Origin of the sequence: Barrientosiimonas endolithica, from assembly GCF_030296655.1 — a bacterium.
Taxonomy (GTDB): Bacteria; Actinomycetota; Actinomycetes; order Actinomycetales; family Dermatophilaceae; genus Barrientosiimonas; species Barrientosiimonas humi.
Window position 1 is genome coordinate 2,286,695 of sequence record NZ_AP027735.1, and the last position, 16,538, is coordinate 2,303,232.

The 16,538-nt window shown below is 72.3% G+C and carries 11 protein-coding genes and 4 pseudogenes; 8 read left to right on the plus strand and 7 right to left on the minus strand.

The genetic code is table 11. The features are described from left to right. Positions 1-5: 5 nt before the first annotated feature. From QUE40_RS11615 to QUE40_RS11630, 4 genes are read right to left on the minus strand one after another with little or no spacing between them, the layout of a single operon-like run. Entirely contained in the window at positions 6-512 is a 507-nt protein-coding gene (locus tag QUE40_RS11615) for a DUF3830 family protein (protein ID WP_289231055.1), read from the minus strand. Between the two features lie 18 nt (positions 513-530). Further along, positions 531-1,937: an amidase gene (locus QUE40_RS11620; RefSeq protein WP_289231056.1), complete on the minus strand. Its 1,407-nt coding sequence runs from the start codon at positions 1,935-1,937 to the stop codon at positions 531-533. After that, complete coding sequence (locus tag QUE40_RS11625; RefSeq protein WP_289231057.1) at positions 1,934-2,911, minus strand: D-2-hydroxyacid dehydrogenase; 978 nt, start codon at positions 2,909-2,911, stop codon at positions 1,934-1,936. The genes QUE40_RS11620 and QUE40_RS11625 overlap by 4 nt, the downstream gene beginning before the upstream one ends. Then, positions 2,893-3,636 carry a GNAT family N-acetyltransferase gene (locus tag QUE40_RS11630; RefSeq protein ID WP_289231058.1) on the minus strand — a complete coding sequence of 248 codons (744 nt, stop codon included), beginning with the start codon at positions 3,634-3,636 and terminating at the stop codon, positions 2,893-2,895. The genes QUE40_RS11625 and QUE40_RS11630 overlap by 19 nt, the downstream gene beginning before the upstream one ends. 106 nt (positions 3,637-3,742) lie before the next feature. Here QUE40_RS11630 and QUE40_RS11635 point away from each other — a divergent pair, with 106 nt between their 5' ends. From QUE40_RS11635 to QUE40_RS19705, 6 genes and pseudogenes are all read left to right on the plus strand, one after another. Continuing rightward, the gene (locus QUE40_RS11635; protein WP_211344572.1) at positions 3,743-4,540 is read left to right on the plus strand and encodes a maleate cis-trans isomerase family protein; all 798 of its coding nucleotides are present in this window, start codon (positions 3,743-3,745) and stop codon (positions 4,538-4,540) included. After that, positions 4,537-5,739, plus strand: a complete 1,203-nt coding sequence (locus QUE40_RS11640; protein WP_142005779.1) for a M24 family metallopeptidase — start codon at positions 4,537-4,539, stop codon at positions 5,737-5,739. The genes QUE40_RS11635 and QUE40_RS11640 overlap by 4 nt, the downstream gene beginning before the upstream one ends. 4 nt (positions 5,740-5,743) lie before the next feature. Further along, positions 5,744-6,957: pseudogene (locus tag QUE40_RS11645) on the plus strand (aminotransferase-like domain-containing protein). 316 nt (positions 6,958-7,273) lie between these two features. Next, positions 7,274-8,257, plus strand: a pseudogene (locus tag QUE40_RS11650) (M20/M25/M40 family metallo-hydrolase); the annotation flags it as partial. Positions 8,258-8,259: 2 nt separating this feature from the next. Further along, a complete protein-coding gene (locus QUE40_RS11655; RefSeq protein WP_289231059.1) occupies positions 8,260-8,997 on the plus strand; it encodes a maleate cis-trans isomerase family protein in 738 nt (245 codons plus the stop codon). Positions 8,998-9,050: 53 nt separating this feature from the next. Next, a pseudogene (locus QUE40_RS19705) lies at positions 9,051-9,736 on the plus strand (GntR family transcriptional regulator). Between the two features lie 397 nt (positions 9,737-10,133). Here QUE40_RS19705 and QUE40_RS11670 read toward each other — a convergent pair. Further along, positions 10,134-11,641, minus strand: a pseudogene (locus tag QUE40_RS11670) (NAD-dependent succinate-semialdehyde dehydrogenase). Positions 11,642-11,724: 83 nt separating this feature from the next. Between QUE40_RS11670 and QUE40_RS11675 the strand changes: the two are divergent. Continuing rightward, entirely contained in the window at positions 11,725-12,975 is a 1,251-nt protein-coding gene (locus tag QUE40_RS11675; protein WP_289231060.1) for an aspartate aminotransferase family protein, read from the plus strand. Positions 12,976-13,059: 84 nt separating this feature from the next. Here QUE40_RS11675 and QUE40_RS11680 read toward each other — a convergent pair whose 3' ends face one another. Then, positions 13,060-14,382, minus strand: coding sequence for an MFS transporter (locus QUE40_RS11680; RefSeq protein ID WP_289231061.1), 1,323 nt, complete (start codon positions 14,380-14,382; stop codon positions 13,060-13,062). A 272-nt stretch (positions 14,383-14,654) separates the two neighbouring features. Beyond that, a complete protein-coding gene (hppD, locus tag QUE40_RS11685) occupies positions 14,655-15,860 on the minus strand; it encodes a 4-hydroxyphenylpyruvate dioxygenase (RefSeq protein WP_142005786.1) in 1,206 nt (401 codons plus the stop codon). A gap of 108 nt (positions 15,861-15,968) precedes the next feature. On the opposite strand from hppD, the gene QUE40_RS11690 reads away from it, so the two are divergent. Then, on the plus strand, positions 15,969-16,481 hold the full coding sequence (locus QUE40_RS11690) for an Lrp/AsnC family transcriptional regulator (RefSeq protein ID WP_289231062.1): 513 nt from the start codon (positions 15,969-15,971) through the stop codon (positions 16,479-16,481). Positions 16,482-16,538 lie beyond the last annotated feature (57 nt).

Consider the following 16,538-nt stretch of genomic DNA (forward strand, 5'->3'; position numbering starts at 1 on the left):
CGCCTTCAGGACCCGTCGGCGCGGGCGAAGGTCAGCGTCTCGCCGCGCGCCCCGCCCATCCACACGTCCTGGCACGCGGCGACCATCTGCTCGTAGCCGTCGGTGATCTCGGCGAACACGTTGCCGGGCACGTAGCCCTGGTCGCCGTTGATCAGCAGGTTGTTGCGGCCGTAGAAGATCGCCAGGTCCACGATGCGCCCGGCGGCGCGATGCTCGCCCTCGGCCTCGAAGCCGTACGCCGGGTTGCCGAGGTCGTCGCCGCTGAAGCTGAACCAGCACACGTCGCGCGGGATCGGCGTGATCGTGGTGTTCTCCGGGCCGGGCTCGGCCGCCGCACAGTCGGTGACGAGGCCGTAGACCTCGTTGCGGGCGTACTTCCCGTGGAAGGCGGGCGCGGTGACCGGCAGCGCGTCCCAGACCGCCGCGCAGGTGCGCGGGGCGACCTCGTCGAGCAGCCGGGCGGTGCACGAGACCTGCCGGCGGTCCAGAGTGATGGTGATGAGGCGGGGCACGGTTCCTCCTGCGCGGGGTCAGCGGGTGCGGGGCGGGTGCCGGGTGTGCCAGGTGGTCGCCAGCTCGAACGCCCGGCCCACGCGCAGCGCCGCGGCGTCGTCGTGCCGCGCGGCCACGACCTGCAGCCCGATCGGCAGCCCGTCGCCGGTGAAGCCGCACGGCACGGTGAGCGCCGGCTGCTGGGTCATGTTGAACGGGTAGGTGTAGGGAGTCCACGAGGTCCACAGGGGCGAGGGCCAGCCGTCGGGGGCGGGTTGACCGGCGGGGAACGCCGCGATCGGCATGGTCGGGGTCAGCAGCGCGGCGTACGTCGTGTGCAGCTCCCCCATCACCCGCCCCAGGTCGGCGCGCACCGCCACCGCGTCCAGGTAGTCCGCTGCGGTGGCCCGGTCGCCGAACTCCTCCATGGCAGAACGCAGTCCGGGGTCGATGCGCTCGCGCGCGCCCGGCCCGTACGCGTCGATCACCTTGGCTGCGCCGGTGAACCACAGCGTGTGGAACGCCGCGACCGGGTCGGCGATGCGCAGGTCGATCTCGTCGACCTGCGCGCCCTGGTCGCGCAGCACGTCGACCGCTGCCCGGACGGCGGCCTCGACCTCGGGGTCGTTGCGGCCGATGCCGAGGTCGGGCGAGAAGGCGATCCTGGTGCCGGAGACGCCGGAGTCGAGCCCGTCGAGGTAGGAGCCGGGGTGGGTGGGCATCGCCGACCAGTCGCGCGGGTCGGGCCGGGCGATGACGTCGAGCAGCAGCGCGCAGTCGGTGACCGAGCGGGTCATCGGGCCGATGTGCGACAGCGTGCCGTAGGGGCTCGCGGGATAGATCGGCACCTGGCCGTAGGTCGGCTTGAGAGCGACCACCCCGCTGAACGCCCCTGGGATCCGGACGGATCCGCCGCCGTCGGTGCCCACCGACCAGGTGCCCATGCCGAGCGCCGTCGCGGCCGCCGCGCCACCGCTCGACCCGCCGGAGGTGCGGCCGGGGTCCCACGGGTTGCGGGTGACGCCGTGCCGCAGCGAGTCGGTCACGCCCTTCCACCCGAACTCCGGCGTGGTGTTCTTCCCGAAGATCACCTGCCCCGACTCGCGCAGCCGCGCGACGAACGGTGCGTCGACGTCCCACGGGCCGGTGTCGTCGACGAGGTTGCTGCCGCGATAGGTCGGCCAGCCGCGGGTCGGCACCATGTCCTTGACGGTGAGCGGCACCCCGTCGACCGGGCCCACCGGCTCCCCCGCCCGCCAGCGCCGCGCGGACAGCTCCGCGGCTCCCCGGGCCGCCGGCTCGTCGAGCATCGTGATGGCGTTGACCGCGCCGTCGAGCCGACGCACCGCGTCGAGCGCCGAGTCCAGCGCGTCGACGGGCGTCCATGTGCCGGAACGGAATCCGGCGACCAGCTCGTGCGCGCCGAGCATCGACAGGTCAGTCATCGCGCACCCGTGGCGACGAACCCGCCCTGCTTGTCGACGGCGTACGGCAGGGGTTCGTCGGCGAGCCAGCGCTCGGCGAGGTCGACGAACTGGTCGGCGAGCCGGTCGCGCCAGCCGACGACGTCGCCCGACATGTGGGCCGAGACGTGCACACCGGGCAGGGTCCACAGCGGGGAGTCGGGCGGCAGCGGCTCGGTCTCGAAGACGTCGAGGGAGGCGGCGCCGACCTGTCCCTGCTCGATCGCTTGCACCAGGTCGGCCTCGACCAGGCTGCGCCCGCGTCCGACGTTGACGACGTGGGCGTGCGCGGGCAGCGCGGCGAAGACCGTCGCGTCGAGGATGCCGGTCGTCTGCGGGGTCAGCGGCGCGGCGTTGACCAGGTGGTCGACGTCGCCGACGTGCCGGGCCAGCTCGCCGCTCGCGACGATGCGGTCGAAGTCGTCGTCGCCGTCGCGGGCGGTGCGACCGGCCCCGGTGACCCGCATGCCGACGGCCCGCAGCAGCCGGCCGGTGGCCCGGCCGATCCCGCCGGTGCCGACGACCAGGGCGTGCGACCCGGCGGTCTCGCGCGGCTCGCGGTGGCGCCAGGTGCGCTCGCGCTGCAGGTCGGCCGAGGCGTGCAGCAGCTTGTCCTGGGCGAGCACGCTGGCCAGCACGAACTCGGCGATCGGTCGGTCGAAGACGCCGCGCGCGTTGGTCAGCACCACGTCGGAGTCGCGCAGCCCGTCGAACAGGATCGCGTCGACGCCGGCGGCGGCCACGTGCACCCAGCGCAGCCGGTCGCGCCGCGGCCAGGCGGCCTCGAGCGCCGGGTTGAAGAAGTCCCACAGCAGCAGGGCGTCGGTGCCGGGCAGCGCGTCGGCCAGGCCGTCGCTGTCGCACACCCGGACGTCGAAGCGGCCCGCGAGCCGGTCGAGCCGGTCCGGGGCGTCGCCGCCGGACTCCACGAGAACAGTCAGCACCGGGGCAGCCACGGCGGCCACGCTAGGAACGCGGCCGAGAGATTGTCAACAATCTTTGGGCGCGTGGCCGTCGGGTGGCGGGCGCATCGTTCAGCCCGCGGCCGCCACCTCGCGGACCATGACGCAGTTGCCCTTCCCCTTGGGGCGGTCGTAGACGAAGCCGACGCGCTCGTACATCCGGCGGGTGCCGTTGTAGACGAACGACGCCGACATCCGGCGCCCGTCGAGGTCGTGCGGATATCCCTCGACGACGCCTCCCCGGCCGCGGCGATCAGCTCGACCGCGCCGCGCAGCGCGAGCTCGGCCACCCCGCGCCGCCGATATCGCCGGTCGACGAAGATGCAGGTCACCCGGAAGTCCGGCGGTTGCTGCTGCTCGGCGAGGTACTGCTTGCGGTGGTGCAGGTTCGGCAGCTCCTCGGGCGGCCCGAACTCGGCCCAGCCGACCGCCTCCTCCCCGTCCAGGACCAGCGCGGCGTGCGTCGCGTCCTCCTCGACCCAGCGCTGCTTCAGCGCCCGGTTGCCCTCGTAGGACTGGCGTTTCTCCGGGCAGTCGGGCCCAAAGAAGGTGCACCAGCACCCGCCGAAGATCCCGTTGTGCCGCTCGACCAGGGCGGCGAACTGCGGCCAGGTCGAGACGTCCAGGGCCGCGATGCGCAGCCCGTCGAGGTCGGGCTCGACGGCTGCTCGTGGCTGCTGGCCCCGCTTCTTCCCCGTGTCCTTCTGCTTGGTGCTCATGCGGCCAGCCTGAACCCGGTCCCGGTCGGAACGCGGACGGAACCGGGCGCAACTCGCGATCGGCAAAAGATTGTCAACAATCCACATCGGGATGCACCATGGGCGCATGCTCCCCAGCCACCCCGCCGTGCCCGACCCGGGCGACGTCGGTCTGGACCTGCCCGACGAGGCGCCGGTGGGGTCGGTGGGCATCGGGGTGGTCGCGCCCTACGACTTCGCGCTGGACCGCGAGCTGTGGCGCTGGGTGCCCGAGCAGGCCGCGCTGCTGCTGACCCGCACGCCCTTCTCCTCGCTGCCGGTGAGCGTCGAGCAGGCCACGACGGTGGGTGACCCCGACACGGTCGCCGCGTGCACCTCGAGCCTCATCGCCACCCGTCCCGAGGTGGTCGCCTACGCCTGCACGTCGGGCTCGTTCGTCGGGGGCGTCGCGGGTGAGCACGCCCTGGTCGCCTCGATGCTCGCGTCGGGCACGCCCGCGGCGGTGACGTCCAGCGGCGCGCTGCTGATGGCGCTGCGGCACCTGGGGATCCGGCGCCTCGCGGTGGCCACGCCGTACGACCAGCGCATCACCGACCGGCTGCGCGCCTTCCTGTCCGCCTCGGGCATCACCGTCACCGCGAGCACCCTGCTGCAGCTGCGCGGCCTGATCTGGCGGGTGCCCTACGGCACCACCGTCGAGCTGGTGCGCGAGGCGGTCGCCCGGGACGACTGCGAGGCGGTCTTCATCTCCTGCACCAACCTCCCGACGTACGACCTCATCGCCCCGCTCGAGCGCGAGCTCGGCATCCCCGTGCTCACCGCGAACCAGGTGACGCTGTGGGCCGCGCTGCGGCTGGCGGGCATCGCCGCGATCGGCGAGCAGCAGCGACTGCTCGCCGTGACTCACCACAGGCCGGCCGCGTGACGACGAACACCCTTCGGCCGCAACCCTTTCCGGCCCAGGAGTATGTCGCTCGCCTGCAGGCGGTGCAGCGCCGGATGGCCGAGCGCGACCTCGCCTCGCTGGTGGTCGTCGACCCGGCGAACCTGTACTACCTGACCGGCTACAACGCGTGGTCGTTCTACACCCCGCAGTGCCTGGTCGTCCCGGTCGAGGGGCCGCCCCACCTGTTCGCCCGCGCGATGGACGCCCAGGGTGCGCACCACACGGCGTCGCTGCCGCGCGAGCAGGTGCACGGCTACCCCGAGCGTCTCGTGCACCGGCCCGACGTGCACCCCTACGACTGGATCGCCGCGCGGGCGCTGGAGATCGGCGTGCTGCGCGACGACCCGGGCAGCCAGGTCGCGGCCGAGATCGACGCGCACTACTTCTCCCCGCGTGGCTTCTTCGCGCTGCACGCGCGCCTGCGTCACGCCGCGCTCGTCGACAGCCACGAGCTGGTCAACTGGGTGCGGCTGGTCAAGTCGCCGCTGGAGCAGGAGACGCTGCGCGCGGCCGGCCAGGTGACCGAGCGCGTCATGCGCATCGCGATCGAGCAGATCGAGGTCGGGCGCCGCCAGTGCGACGTGGTCGCCGAGATCCAGCACGCGCAGGCGCTCGGCGCCCACCAGATCGGCGGCGACTACCCCGCGATCGTGCCGATGCTGCCGACCGGCGAGACGGCCGGCACACCCCACCTGACCTGGTCGGACCTGCCCCTCGTCGCCGGCGAGGCGACGACGATCGAGCTGGCGGGCGTACGCCATCGCTACCACGCGCCGCTGGCGCGCACCGTCGTGCTCGGCCGGCCCCCGCACCGGCTGTCGTCGTGCGCCGACGCGGTCAGCGACGGGATGCTCGCCGCGCTGGAGCAGCTGCGACCGGGGCGCACCGGTCGCGAGGTGCACCAGGCGTTCGCCTCGACCATCGCCCGCGCCGGGCTCAGCAAGGAGTCGCGCATCGGCTACTCCATCGGCATCGGCTACCCGCCCGACTGGGGCGAGCGCACGGTGAGCCTGCGCGCCGAGGAGGAGACCGAGCTGCGGGCCGGCATGGCCTTCCACGTGATCCTCGGCATGTGGATGGACGGCTGGGGCTACGAGACCTCCGAGTCGGTGCTGGTGACCGACGACGGACCCGAGCTGCTGGCGCACGTACCCCGCGGACTGACGATCAAGGAGTGAGCGCATGACCACCACCCCGACGACCCCGATCCCGCTCGCGTCGCGAGCCTCGGACCTGGTCGGCTCGGTGATCGACTCCAGCACCTCGCTGCTGGCGCGGCAGACGCACGACATCGTGCGCTTCGCGATGGGTTCGCCTGCGCCAGAAGCGATTCCGACGCACACGTTGGCCCAGGTCGGGATCGCGGCGATGGGCGCGGAAGCACCCGACGCGTTCGACTACGCCGCGACCGAGGGCGACCCCGCACTGGTCGAGGCGCTGCTCGCGGAGCTGGCCGGCACCACCGACGCCACGACCGCCGAGCGGCTGTTCATCACCTCCGGCGGGATGCAGGGGCTCGACCTGGCGTTCAAGCTGCTCGTCGACCCGGGCGACCTGGTCGTCGTCGAGTCCCCCACGTACACCAACGGATCCGCGACCGCGCTGTCCTACCAGGCCGAGCTGCTGGAGGCCCCGGTCGACGCCGACGGGCTCGACGTCGAGCAGCTGGAGCGGCTCGTCGAGCGCGCGGGACGCACCCCCAAGGCGCTGTACGTCATCCCCACCTTCCAGAACCCGTCCGGCGCGACCCTGACGCTGGAGCGGCGGCAGCGGCTGCTGGAGCTGGCGCGCCGGTGGGGCAGCGTGGTGATCGACGACGACCCGTACGGCATGCTGCGGTTCGCCGGGGAGCCGGTGCCGTCGCTGCACGAGCTCGCTGGCGGTGACCCGCTGGTCTTCTCGGTGCGCACGTTCTCGAAGATCATCGCGCCGGGTCTGCGGGTGGGGTGGGTCGACGCCGACCCGAGCCTGCAGCCGCTGCTGATCAACGCCAAGCAGGCGATGGACACCTGCACCAACCTGCCGCTGCAGCGCCTGGTGGCCGGCTTCCTGCGCGAGGGCCACCTGCAGGACCACCTCGTGACCCAGCGCGCGTCGTACCGCGTGCGCAAGGAGGCGATGCAGGCCGCGCTCACCGAGCACCTGGGCGACCAGGCCCGCTGGACAGACCCCGAGGGCGGCTTCTTCCTGTGGGTCAGCTTCGACGAGTCCGTCGACACCGAAAGGCTTTTCGAGGTCGCCCTCGCCGAGGGCGTCGCCTACATCCCCGGCAACGCCCTCTCCCCGGGCGCCGCTTCCCGCACGACCTGCGGCTGTGCTTCGCCTCGATGCCGCCGGAGCGCATCCACGAGGGCGTGCGCCGGCTGGCCCGCGCCGTCGAGCGGGTGCGCCGATGAGCGCGCAGACCGCACCCCGCTCACGGCGGTCGAGCAGGCGCTGCTCGACCGGATCGACACCGACCGCATCGTCGCGGCGACGCAGCGGCTGGTGCGCGCCCGCGGGGAGAACCCGCCGGGCCAGGAGGCCGAGACCGTCGCCACGCTCGCGGCCGTCTGCCGGGAGCGCGACCTGGGCGTGCGCACCGAGGCCGCGGAGGCCGGCCGCGACAACCTGTTCGCCCGCACCACCGGCGACGCGGGCGGTCCGGCGCTGCTGCTGCTCGGCCACACCGACGTCGTTCCGGTCGGCGAGGGCTGGACGCGCGACCCGTTCGGCGGCGAGGTCGACGGCGGTCGCGTCTTCGGCCGCGGCACGACCGACATGAAGGGTGGGCTCGCCGCGGCCGTCGAGGCCATGGCGGCGGTGCAGGAGCACGCCCGCGCGACCGGACGCACGCTCACCGGCGGGGTCGAGCTGGCCGCGACGGTGGACGAGGAGCAGGGTGGCGTCGGCATCAGGGCGTGGGTCGCGCAGCAGCCCGCGAAGGCGTACGTCGGGTGCGTGACGGCCGAGCCCACCGACCTGCAGACCGTGATCGCGGCGCGCGGCGACGCCTACCTCGACATCCGGGTGCACGGCACGGCGGCGCACAGCGGGCGGCCCGACGACGGCGCCAACGCGATCTACGGCGCGGCCCGGATCGTCACGGCGCTGCGCGACTGGCACACCGAGCTCGCCGCCGCGCCGCACCCGCTCGCGGGTCCGGCGACCTGGAGCGTCGGCGTCGTCGAGGGCGGCACCGGCACCTCGATCGTGCCGGCCGAGTGCCGGGTGCTGGCCGACCGGCGGCTGCTCCCCGGCGAGGACGCCGAGCAGGTGCTGCGCGAGGTGGTCGCGCGCGTCGACGCGCTCGGGCTGGAGCGCGACGGGCTGCGCGTCGAGATCGACCTGCCGATGTGGATGCCGGGGTTCGAGACCGCCTCGGACAACGCGTTCGTCACCGCGGTCGAGTCGTCGCTCGGCACGGCCGGCGGCCCGGGCCTCGGGCTCGGCGGCTGGACCGCCGCGTGCGACGGCGGTTTCGTGGCGCGCGACCTCGGCGTGCCGGTGGTCGTGCTCGGCCCCGGGTCGGTCAACGAGCAGGCGCACCGGCCCGACGAGTCGGTCGGCGTCGACGAGCTCACGGTGGCCGCCCGCGCGTACGCCCTCGCTGCCTGGCGCCTCCTCGCACCGGACAGCACGGCCGGCGCCGCGCCCGACGCACCGGACGGCTCCGCGCTCGAGTTCCGTTCTCCCGGCGCAGGATCGGAGGCCTGACCGTGCCCACCGTCGGACTGCTCTACCCCGGCTACAGCGCCGAGGACGACTACCCCCGGTTCGTCGCGCGGCTGCGCGAGGCCGGCGTACGCCCGCCCGATCTGCCCCTGGTGCACACCCGGATGGACGAGGACGCCCACCGCGTCGACGCGCTGCTGGAGATCGGGCGCGCCGACCATCTCGCCGCCGGTGGTCGAGAGCTGGTCGCCGAGCACGGCGCGGAGTCGGTGATGTGGGCGTGCACGTCCGGCTCGTTCGTCTTCGGGTGGGAGGGGGCCCGCGAGCAGGCCGAGCAGCTGGCGGAGGCGGTCGGGCGGCCGGCGTCGTCGACGTCGTTCGCGTTCGTCGACGCCTGCCGGCACCTCGGGATCGAGCGGGTCTCGGTCGCGGCGTCCTACCCGCAGGACATCGCCGAGGCGTTCGTGGCGTTCCTCGGCGCGGCCGGCATCGAGGTGGTCGCGATGGGCAGCCACGGCATCGTCACCGCGGCCGAGGTCGGCACGCTCGGGCGCGAGCAGGTGCTCGCCGTGGTGCGCGGCGCCGACCTGTCCGAGCGCGTGCAGGCGGTGCTGGTGCCCGACACCGCGATGCACACGCTGGAGTGGCTCTCCGACGCCGAGGCGGAGACCGGACGGCCCGTCCTCACCGCGAACCAGGTCACGATCTGGAAAGGTCTGCAGCTGTTGGGAGTCCGGCCCTCGCTGCCTGGCTCCGGTCGCCTCTTCGCCCAGGAGCGTTGATCATGTCGAACGTGTCCCGCCTGACACCGCTGGTGCAGGAGTCCACCGCGAGCATGGTCGCGCGCACCGTGCGCGAGGCCATCGCGCGGGGCGACATCGGTCCGGGCGAGCAGCTCGGCGAGGTCGAGCTCGCCCGCCAGCTGGGCGTCAGCCGTGGCCCGCTGCGCGAGGGCCTGCAGCGCCTCACCCAGGAGGGGCTCGTCGAGTCCTACCGCAACAGAGGGCTGTTCGTCATCGAGATGACGCCCGAGCGGGTGCGTGACACCTACCTCGCCCGGCAGGCCGTCGAGCGCGGCGCGGCCGAGCACCTGCACGACACCGGCACCGCCGCGACGGCCGGCGGCTCGCTGCTGCGCGTCGTCGACACCATGGAGCGCGCGGCCGCCGACGACGACCGCGAGGCCGTGACCGACGCCGACCTCGCCTTCCACGAGCAGCTGGTGCGCGAGTCGGCCAGCCCCGGCTCGTGTGGATGCACCAGACCCTGCTGACCGAGACCCGCATGTGCCTCAACGCCCTCGAGCCGACCTACGACTCCAACGAGGACCGGGTCGCCGAGCACCGTGCCATCGCCGAGGCGCTGCAGGCCGACGACCCGACCGCCACCGACCGGCTGCTGGTCGCCCACATGCGCGACGGCGTACGCCGCCTCGTCCCCGAACCCGTCGAACCCCCGCCTGACCACGCCGCGGCAACCTCGGGTCGATACCGACCCCATCTGCCCGGAGAACCGGCCTGAACCGTGCCGTTCCGGGTCGATACCGACCCCATCTGCCCGGAGCAGCCGTACGCTCGCCGCCCCCACCTGACCAGGCCGGGCGGGGCAGGTCCGTAGGGCCGTGGACGGGTCTGGCGGGAGGCCGAGCCTGCGAGGCCGGATGGTTGGCCCGTAGGACCTGCCCCGCGTGACCAGGCCGGGCGGGGCAGGTCCGTAGGGCCGTGGACGGGTCTGGCGGGAGGCCGAGCCTGCGAGGCCGGATGGCTGGCCCGTAGGACCTCCCCCGCGTGACCAGGCCGGGCGGGGGCAGGTCCGTAGGGCCGTGGACGGGTCTGGCGGGAGGCCGAGCCTGCAAGGCCGGATGGCTGGCCCGTAGGACCTGCCCCCGCCCGGCCGGACCCAACCGGCCCGCCGCGCGTCACATCGCGATTCCGACGTACTTGATCTCCAGGAACTCCTCGATCCCGACGCTGCCGCCCTCGCGACCGAGACCGGACTCCTTGATGCCGCCGAACGGCGCGGCGGGGTTGGACACCACGCCCTGGTTCAGCCCGACCATGCCCGACTCGAGCGCCTCGGCGACGCGCAGCCCGCGCCGCAGGTCATTGGTGAAGACGTAGGCGACAAGGCCGTACGGCGTGTCGTTGGCGGCGGCGATCACCTCGTCCTCGCTGCTGAACGGGGTGAGCGGCGCGACGGGGCCGAAGATCTCCTCGTGCGCCATGCGCGCCTCGCCGGGCACCCCGGTGAGCACCGTCGGCGGGAAGAACCAGCCGGGCCCGTCGGGGGCCTCGCCGCCGGTCAGCACGGTGGCGCCGCGGCCGGTGGCGTCGGCGAGCAGGTCGATCACCTTGCGGCGACCGGCCTCGTCGACCAGCGGCCCGACCTGCACGCCGTCGTCGGTGCCGCGTCCGACCTCCAGCTGCGCCATCGCGGCCGACAGCTTCTCGCCGAACTGCTGAATCACGTTGTCGTGCACGTAGATTCGGTTGGCGGCGGTGCACGCCTCCCCCATGTTGCGCATCTTCGCCTGCATCGCTCCCGCGACGGCCTCGTCGAGGTCGGCGTCGTCGAACACGAGGAACGGCGCGTTGCCGCCGAGCTCCATCGACGTGCGCAGCACCTTGTCGGCGCACTGCTCGAGCAGCACCTTGCCGACCTTGGTGGAGCCGGTGAACGAGAGCTTGCGGGCGTCGCCGGAGCGGATCAGCGGCTCCATCACCCCGCCGGCGTCGCGGCAGGCCACGATGTTGACCACGCCGTCGGGCACGCCGGCGTCCTGCAGCACCTGCCCGAGCGCGAGCATCGACAGCGGCGTCTGGTGCGCGGGCTTGACGACGCTCGTACAGCCGGCAGCCAGGGCCGGGCCGATCTTGCGGGTGCCCATCGCCATCGGGAAGTTCCACGGCGTGATGAGCAGGCACGGGCCGACCGGCTGCTTGGTCACGAGGAACCGCGCGCCACCGGCCGGCGCGGTCTGGTATCCGCCGTCGATGCGCAGCGCCTCGCCCGAGAAGTGCCGGAAAAACTCTGCGGCATAAGCGATCTCGCCCTCGCCTCCGCGAGCGGCTTGCCCATCTCGAGCGTCATGAGCAGCGCCAGGTCGTCCTGCCGCTCCATCAACAGCTCATGCGCCCGCAGCAGCAGATCTGCCCGCTCGCGCGGTGTCGTGCGCGCGAAATCGGCCTGCGCCGCGACCGCGGCGTCCAGCGCCCGCCGTCCGTCGGCCGGGGTCGCGTCGGCGACCGAGGCGATCACCTGCCCGGTCGCGGGGTCGTCGACCTCGAACGTCGCGCCGCCCTCGGCGTCGACCCACCGGCCGCCGACGAGCAGCCTCTTCTCGACCTGGTCGACCACCTGCTGCTCGCGGCCGGAGAGGCCGCCCTGGGTCTGCGTCTGCGCCGCCGCCTGCGTGTCCGTGCTCATCCGCCGGTCATCCCTTCCGGTTGTTCGCGGGCCATGCCCTAGGCTGATTGTCGACAATCTATCAATCATGGATGGAGGCGACGATGGCCCAGCTGTCCCCCGTGCTCAAGCAGGCGACCCCGGTCGTGGCGACCCGCGGCGAGGGCGTCTATCTGTTCGACGCCGACGACCGGCGATATCTCGACTTCACGGCCGGCATCGGCGTGACCAGCACCGGCCACTGCCACCCCACCGTGGTGGCGGCGGCGCAGGAGCAGGTCGGCCGGCTGATCCACGGGCAGTACACAACGGTGCTGCACGAACCGCTGCTGCGGCTGGTCGACCGGATGGGCGAGGTGCTGCCCGAGAGTCTGGACCGGATGTTCTTCACCAACTCCGGTTCCGAGGCCATCGAGGCAGCCCTGCGCCTGGCCCGGCAGGCGACCGGCCGTCCCAACGTGATCACCTTCCACGGCGGCTTCCACGGGCGCACCGTGGCGGCGGCGTCGATGACCAGCTCCGGCACCAAGTTCAAGGCCGGCTTCGCCCCGCTCATGGCCGGCGTCCAGGTGTCGCCGTTCCCCGACCCCGGCCACTTCGGCTGGAGCCAGGACGAGGCGACCGCGTTCGCGCTCAAGCAGCTCGACTACACCCTGCAGACGCTGTCCCAGCCCGACGACACCGCCGCGTTCTTCGTCGAGCCGGTGCTCGGCGAGGGCGGTTACGTCCCGGCCTCCACCGAGTTCCTCGCCGGCCTGCGCGAGCGCGCCGACCGGCACGGGATCCTGCTCGTCGTCGACGAGGTGCAGACCGGGTGGGGGCGCACCGGAAAGTTCTGGGGCGGTGAGCATTTCGGCGCCCGGCCCGACATCCTCGTCACGGCCAAGGGGCTCGCGTCGGGCTTCCCGCTCTCGGGCATCGCGGCCTCGAACGCCCTGATGGAGAAGGCCTGGCCGGGCTCGCAGGGCGGCACGTACGGCGGCAACGCCGTCGCCTGCGCCGCGGCCGTCGCGACGCTCGACGTCATCGAGAGCGAGGGCCTGGTCGCCAACGCGGAGCAGCGCGGCGCCCAGCTGCGCCAGGCGCTCGAGAAGGTGGCCGGGCAGCACGACGCCATCACCGACGTACGCGGGCTGGGGCTGATGCTCGGCAACGAGTTCCGCGACGCCGAGGGCAAGCCGGACGGCGCGGCGGCCGCGCGGGTGCAGAGCAAGGCGGCCGAGCTCGGGCTGCTGCTGCTCACCTGCGGGCCGTGGAGCCAGGTGGTGCGGTTCATCCCCGCGCTCGTCGTGGACGAGCAGCAGGTCGACGACGCCGCGCAGCTGTGGGCCGAGGCGGTCGACGCGGCGCTCTGAGAGCCGAATCCCCTTCTGCCGACGACACGTTCGCGCCCACCTCGCGAGAAGCGGGGTGGGCGCGAACGTGTGCGGGCAGGCCGCTCAGCCCTCGGACTTCGCCAGCGCCTCCTGCTCGCGGTGCGCCTCCTCGGTGCCCGGGATCTCCGTGCCACGCAGCGACTCGCCCTTGGTCTCGATGAGGAAGAACGCGGCGATCAGGCCGATCACGCACGCCCCGACCATGTACCACGCAGGGAACAGGTCGTTGCCCGTCGCGTTGATCATCCGGTCGTTGATCGCACCCGAGGTGCCGCCGAACAGCGACGTCGCCACGTTGTAGCCGATCGCCACGCCGGCGAACCGCACGATGGTCGGGAACATCGCCGGGAAGGTCGCCGAGATCGTCGCCAGCTGCGGCGCGTAGAGGATTCCCAACACGGCGAAGGCCACGATCGCCATGCCCAGGCTCTGCGACATCAGCTGGTACATCGGGACGCACGCGATCAGCAGCGCCGCGCAGGAGAACAGCCACATCGGTTTGCGTCCGATGCGGTCGGACAGCATCCCGAAGAACGGCAACGACACGGCCATCGCGATCTGCCCGAAGAACGGCACGAGCAGCGCGTCGGACTCCTCCATGTCGAGGTTGTTCTGCAGGTAGGTGGGCATGTAGCTCAGCAGCGTGTAGTTCACGACGTTGAGCGCGATGACCAGGCCGAACAGGGTGAGGATCGGCCGGAGGTACTTGGTTAGCAGCTCCTTGTAGACGCCCTTGACCTCGTCCTCGGTCTCGTCGCGGTCCTCCAGCTCGCGGAACACCGGGGTGTCCTCGATGCGCGAGCGCAGGTACATACCGATCAGGCCGAGCGGTGCGGCGATCAGGAACGGGATGCGCCAGCCCCAGCTCTGCAGGTCGTCCGCGCTGAGCACGTTCACCAGGATCAGCGCGATGCCGTTGCCGAGGGTGAACCCGACCAGCGTCCCGACCTCCAGGAAGCTGCCGTAGAACCCGCGCTTGCGGTCGGGCGAGTACTCCGCCATGAAGGTCGCGGCCCCGCCGTACTCGCCACCGGCCGAGAAGCCCTGGACGATGCGCAGCAGGTAGAGGATCACGGGGGCCGCGATGCCGATGGTCTCGTAGCTCGGGATCAGCCCTACGCACAGCGTGGCGGCCGCCATCAGCAGGATGGTCATGGCCAGCACGCGCTTGCGGCCGATCTTGTCGCCCAGCGGGCCCCAGAACATGCTGCCGATGGGCCGGATCAGGAAGCTGATCGCGAACCCGACCAGGGTGAAGAACACCGCGTTGTCACCCTCGGGGAACAGCGCCGCCGCGATGTGGGTGGTCATGTAGGCGTACACGCCGTAGTCGAACCACTCGACCGCGTTGCCGATCGCGGAGGCGCCGATCGCCCGATGAAGCACCTTCTTGGGAACTTCGGGCTCTCCGGTGTGCTGTGTCGTCGGACTCGAACTCATCTGCCGGCCTCCCGAGGGGCTTCGATTGGATCGTAGTTTTGTCGACAATCAGACAGGCTACCGCGACGTACGTCGGCGCCGTGCGGAATCAACCTCTATCAGAGCGATCTGTTCAGCGCGAACTCAGCAAACTGCGCACAGCGCCGCGCCCGGCACACCTGGTGGGGTGTGCCGGGCGCGGCGTCGCCGGGGCCGGCGCGTGAGGTCGCGGCGAGCGACTACAGGTTCCCCCTGCGCTCCTGCTCCCGCTCGATCGCCTCGAACAGCGCCTTGAAGTTGCCCTTGCCGAAGCCGAGCGAACCGTGCCGCTCGATCAGCTCGAAGAACACCGTGGGACGGTCACCCAGCGGCTTGGTGAAGATCTGCAGCAGGTAGCCGTCCTCGTCGCGGTCGACCAGGATGCCGCGCTTCTGCAGCTCCTCGACCGGCACCCGCACCTCGCCGATGCGCGCGCGCAGCTCGGGGTCCTCGTAGTAGGAGTCGGGGGTGTCGAGGAACTCGACACCGTTGGCGCGCAACGCATCCACGCTCGCGAGGATGTCGCCGGTCGCGACGGCCAGGTGCTGGGCGCCGGCCCCGCGGTAGAACTCGAGGTACTCGTCGATCTGGCTCTTCTTCTTGGCGATCGCCGGCTCGTTGAGCGGGAACTTCACCCGGTGGTTGCCGTTGGCGACGACCTTGGACATCAGCGCGGAGTAGTCGGTCGCGATGTCGTCGCCGATGAACTCGGCCATGTTCACGAAGCCCATGACGCGGTTGTAGAACGAGACCCACTCGTCCATCTTCCCGAGCTCGACGTTGCCGACGATGTGGTCGAGCGCCTGGAAGAGCCGCTTCGGCTGCCCCTCGCGCTTGACCAGCGTGGAGCTCTGCGGGACGTAGCCGGGCAGGTAGGGGCCGGTGTAGCGGCTGCGGTCGACGAGGGTGTGCCGCGTCTCGCCGTACGTCGCGATCGCCGCGATCCGCACGGTCCCGAGCTCGTCGGTCACGTCCTCGGGCTCGCGCACGACGGTCGCCCCCGCACGGCGGGCCTGCTCGATGCACTTGTCGACGTCGGGCACCTCGAGCGCGATGTCGACGACACCGTCACCGTGCTTGCGGTGGTGCTCGACCAGCGGGCTGTCGGGGTCGACCGCGCCGTTGATGACGAACTTGATCGAGCCGGACTTCAGCACGAACGACTTGTGGTCGCGGTTGCCGGTCTCGGGGCCGGAGTAGGCGACCAGCTCCATCCCCCAGGCGGACTGGTAGTACAGCGCCGATTGCGTGGCGTTGCCCGAGACGAAGACGATCGCGTCCCAGCCGGTGACGGGGAACGGGTCCTTGTCGCCGTCGTACTCCACGAGGCCGACCAGCTGCTTGAGCTGATCGAGGTCGAGGTCTGCGTCGCGCTCGGTCTCGGTGAGGTTCACGGTGTCCGTCATGCCCGCCACTGTGGCCCCGCTCACGCCACCGGGCAACACGACGCCGTACGTCTGCGCAACCTGTGCAGAGTGCGCGGGCTTGACGCCCGCTCGCCATACACTTTGTCCATGCCCGCGCCGATCGACGACCTGGACTCCCGCCTCCTGGCCCTGCTCACCGAGCGGCCGCAGATCGGCGTGCTCGGCGCCTCGCGCGAGCTCGGCGTCGCGCGCGGCACGGTGCAGGCCCGCCTGGACCGGCTGGTCCGGCGCGGCGTGATCAGCTCGTTCGCCCCCACGGTCGACCCGCACTCGCTGGGCTACCCGGTGACGGCGTTCTGCACCCTCGCGATCCGGCAGCAGGAGGGCCACGAGCCGCTGCTGGAGCACCTGCGCGGCATCCCCGAGGTGCTCGAGGTGCACACGATCACCGGTGACGGCGACCTCATGGTGCGGGTCGTGGCCCGCGACAACCCCGACCTGCAGCGGGTCATCGACTCGGTCGTGAGCACCGGCATGGTGACCCGCACGAGCACCGTCATCGCCCTGGCCGAGCTGCTCCCCCGCCGCACCGGGCCGCTGGTGCAGGCCACCGGCGCCGGTCGCGCCACCCCGGCCCCTGCCGACCGCCGCCGCGGTTAGCGCGAGACCGCTCAGCCACCGGCGGACCCACCCGACGCCGATTCACTGCAGCGCCAA

Coding starts and splice junctions, on each gene's coding strand:
- QUE40_RS11620 (WP_289231056.1), bottom strand. CDS start 1,937: ATGACTGACCTGTCGATGCTCGGCGCGCACGAGCTGGTCGCCGGATTC.
- QUE40_RS11690 (WP_289231062.1), top strand. CDS start 15,969: ATGCCCGCGCCGATCGACGACCTGGACTCCCGCCTCCTGGCCCTGCTC.
- QUE40_RS11635 (WP_211344572.1), top strand. CDS start 3,743: ATGCTCCCCAGCCACCCCGCCGTGCCCGACCCGGGCGACGTCGGTCTG.
- QUE40_RS11675 (WP_289231060.1), top strand. CDS start 11,725: ATGGCCCAGCTGTCCCCCGTGCTCAAGCAGGCGACCCCGGTCGTGGCG.
- QUE40_RS11630 (WP_289231058.1), bottom strand. CDS start 3,636: ATGAGCACCAAGCAGAAGGACACGGGGAAGAAGCGGGGCCAGCAGCCA.
- hppD (WP_142005786.1), bottom strand. CDS start 15,860: ATGACGGACACCGTGAACCTCACCGAGACCGAGCGCGACGCAGACCTC.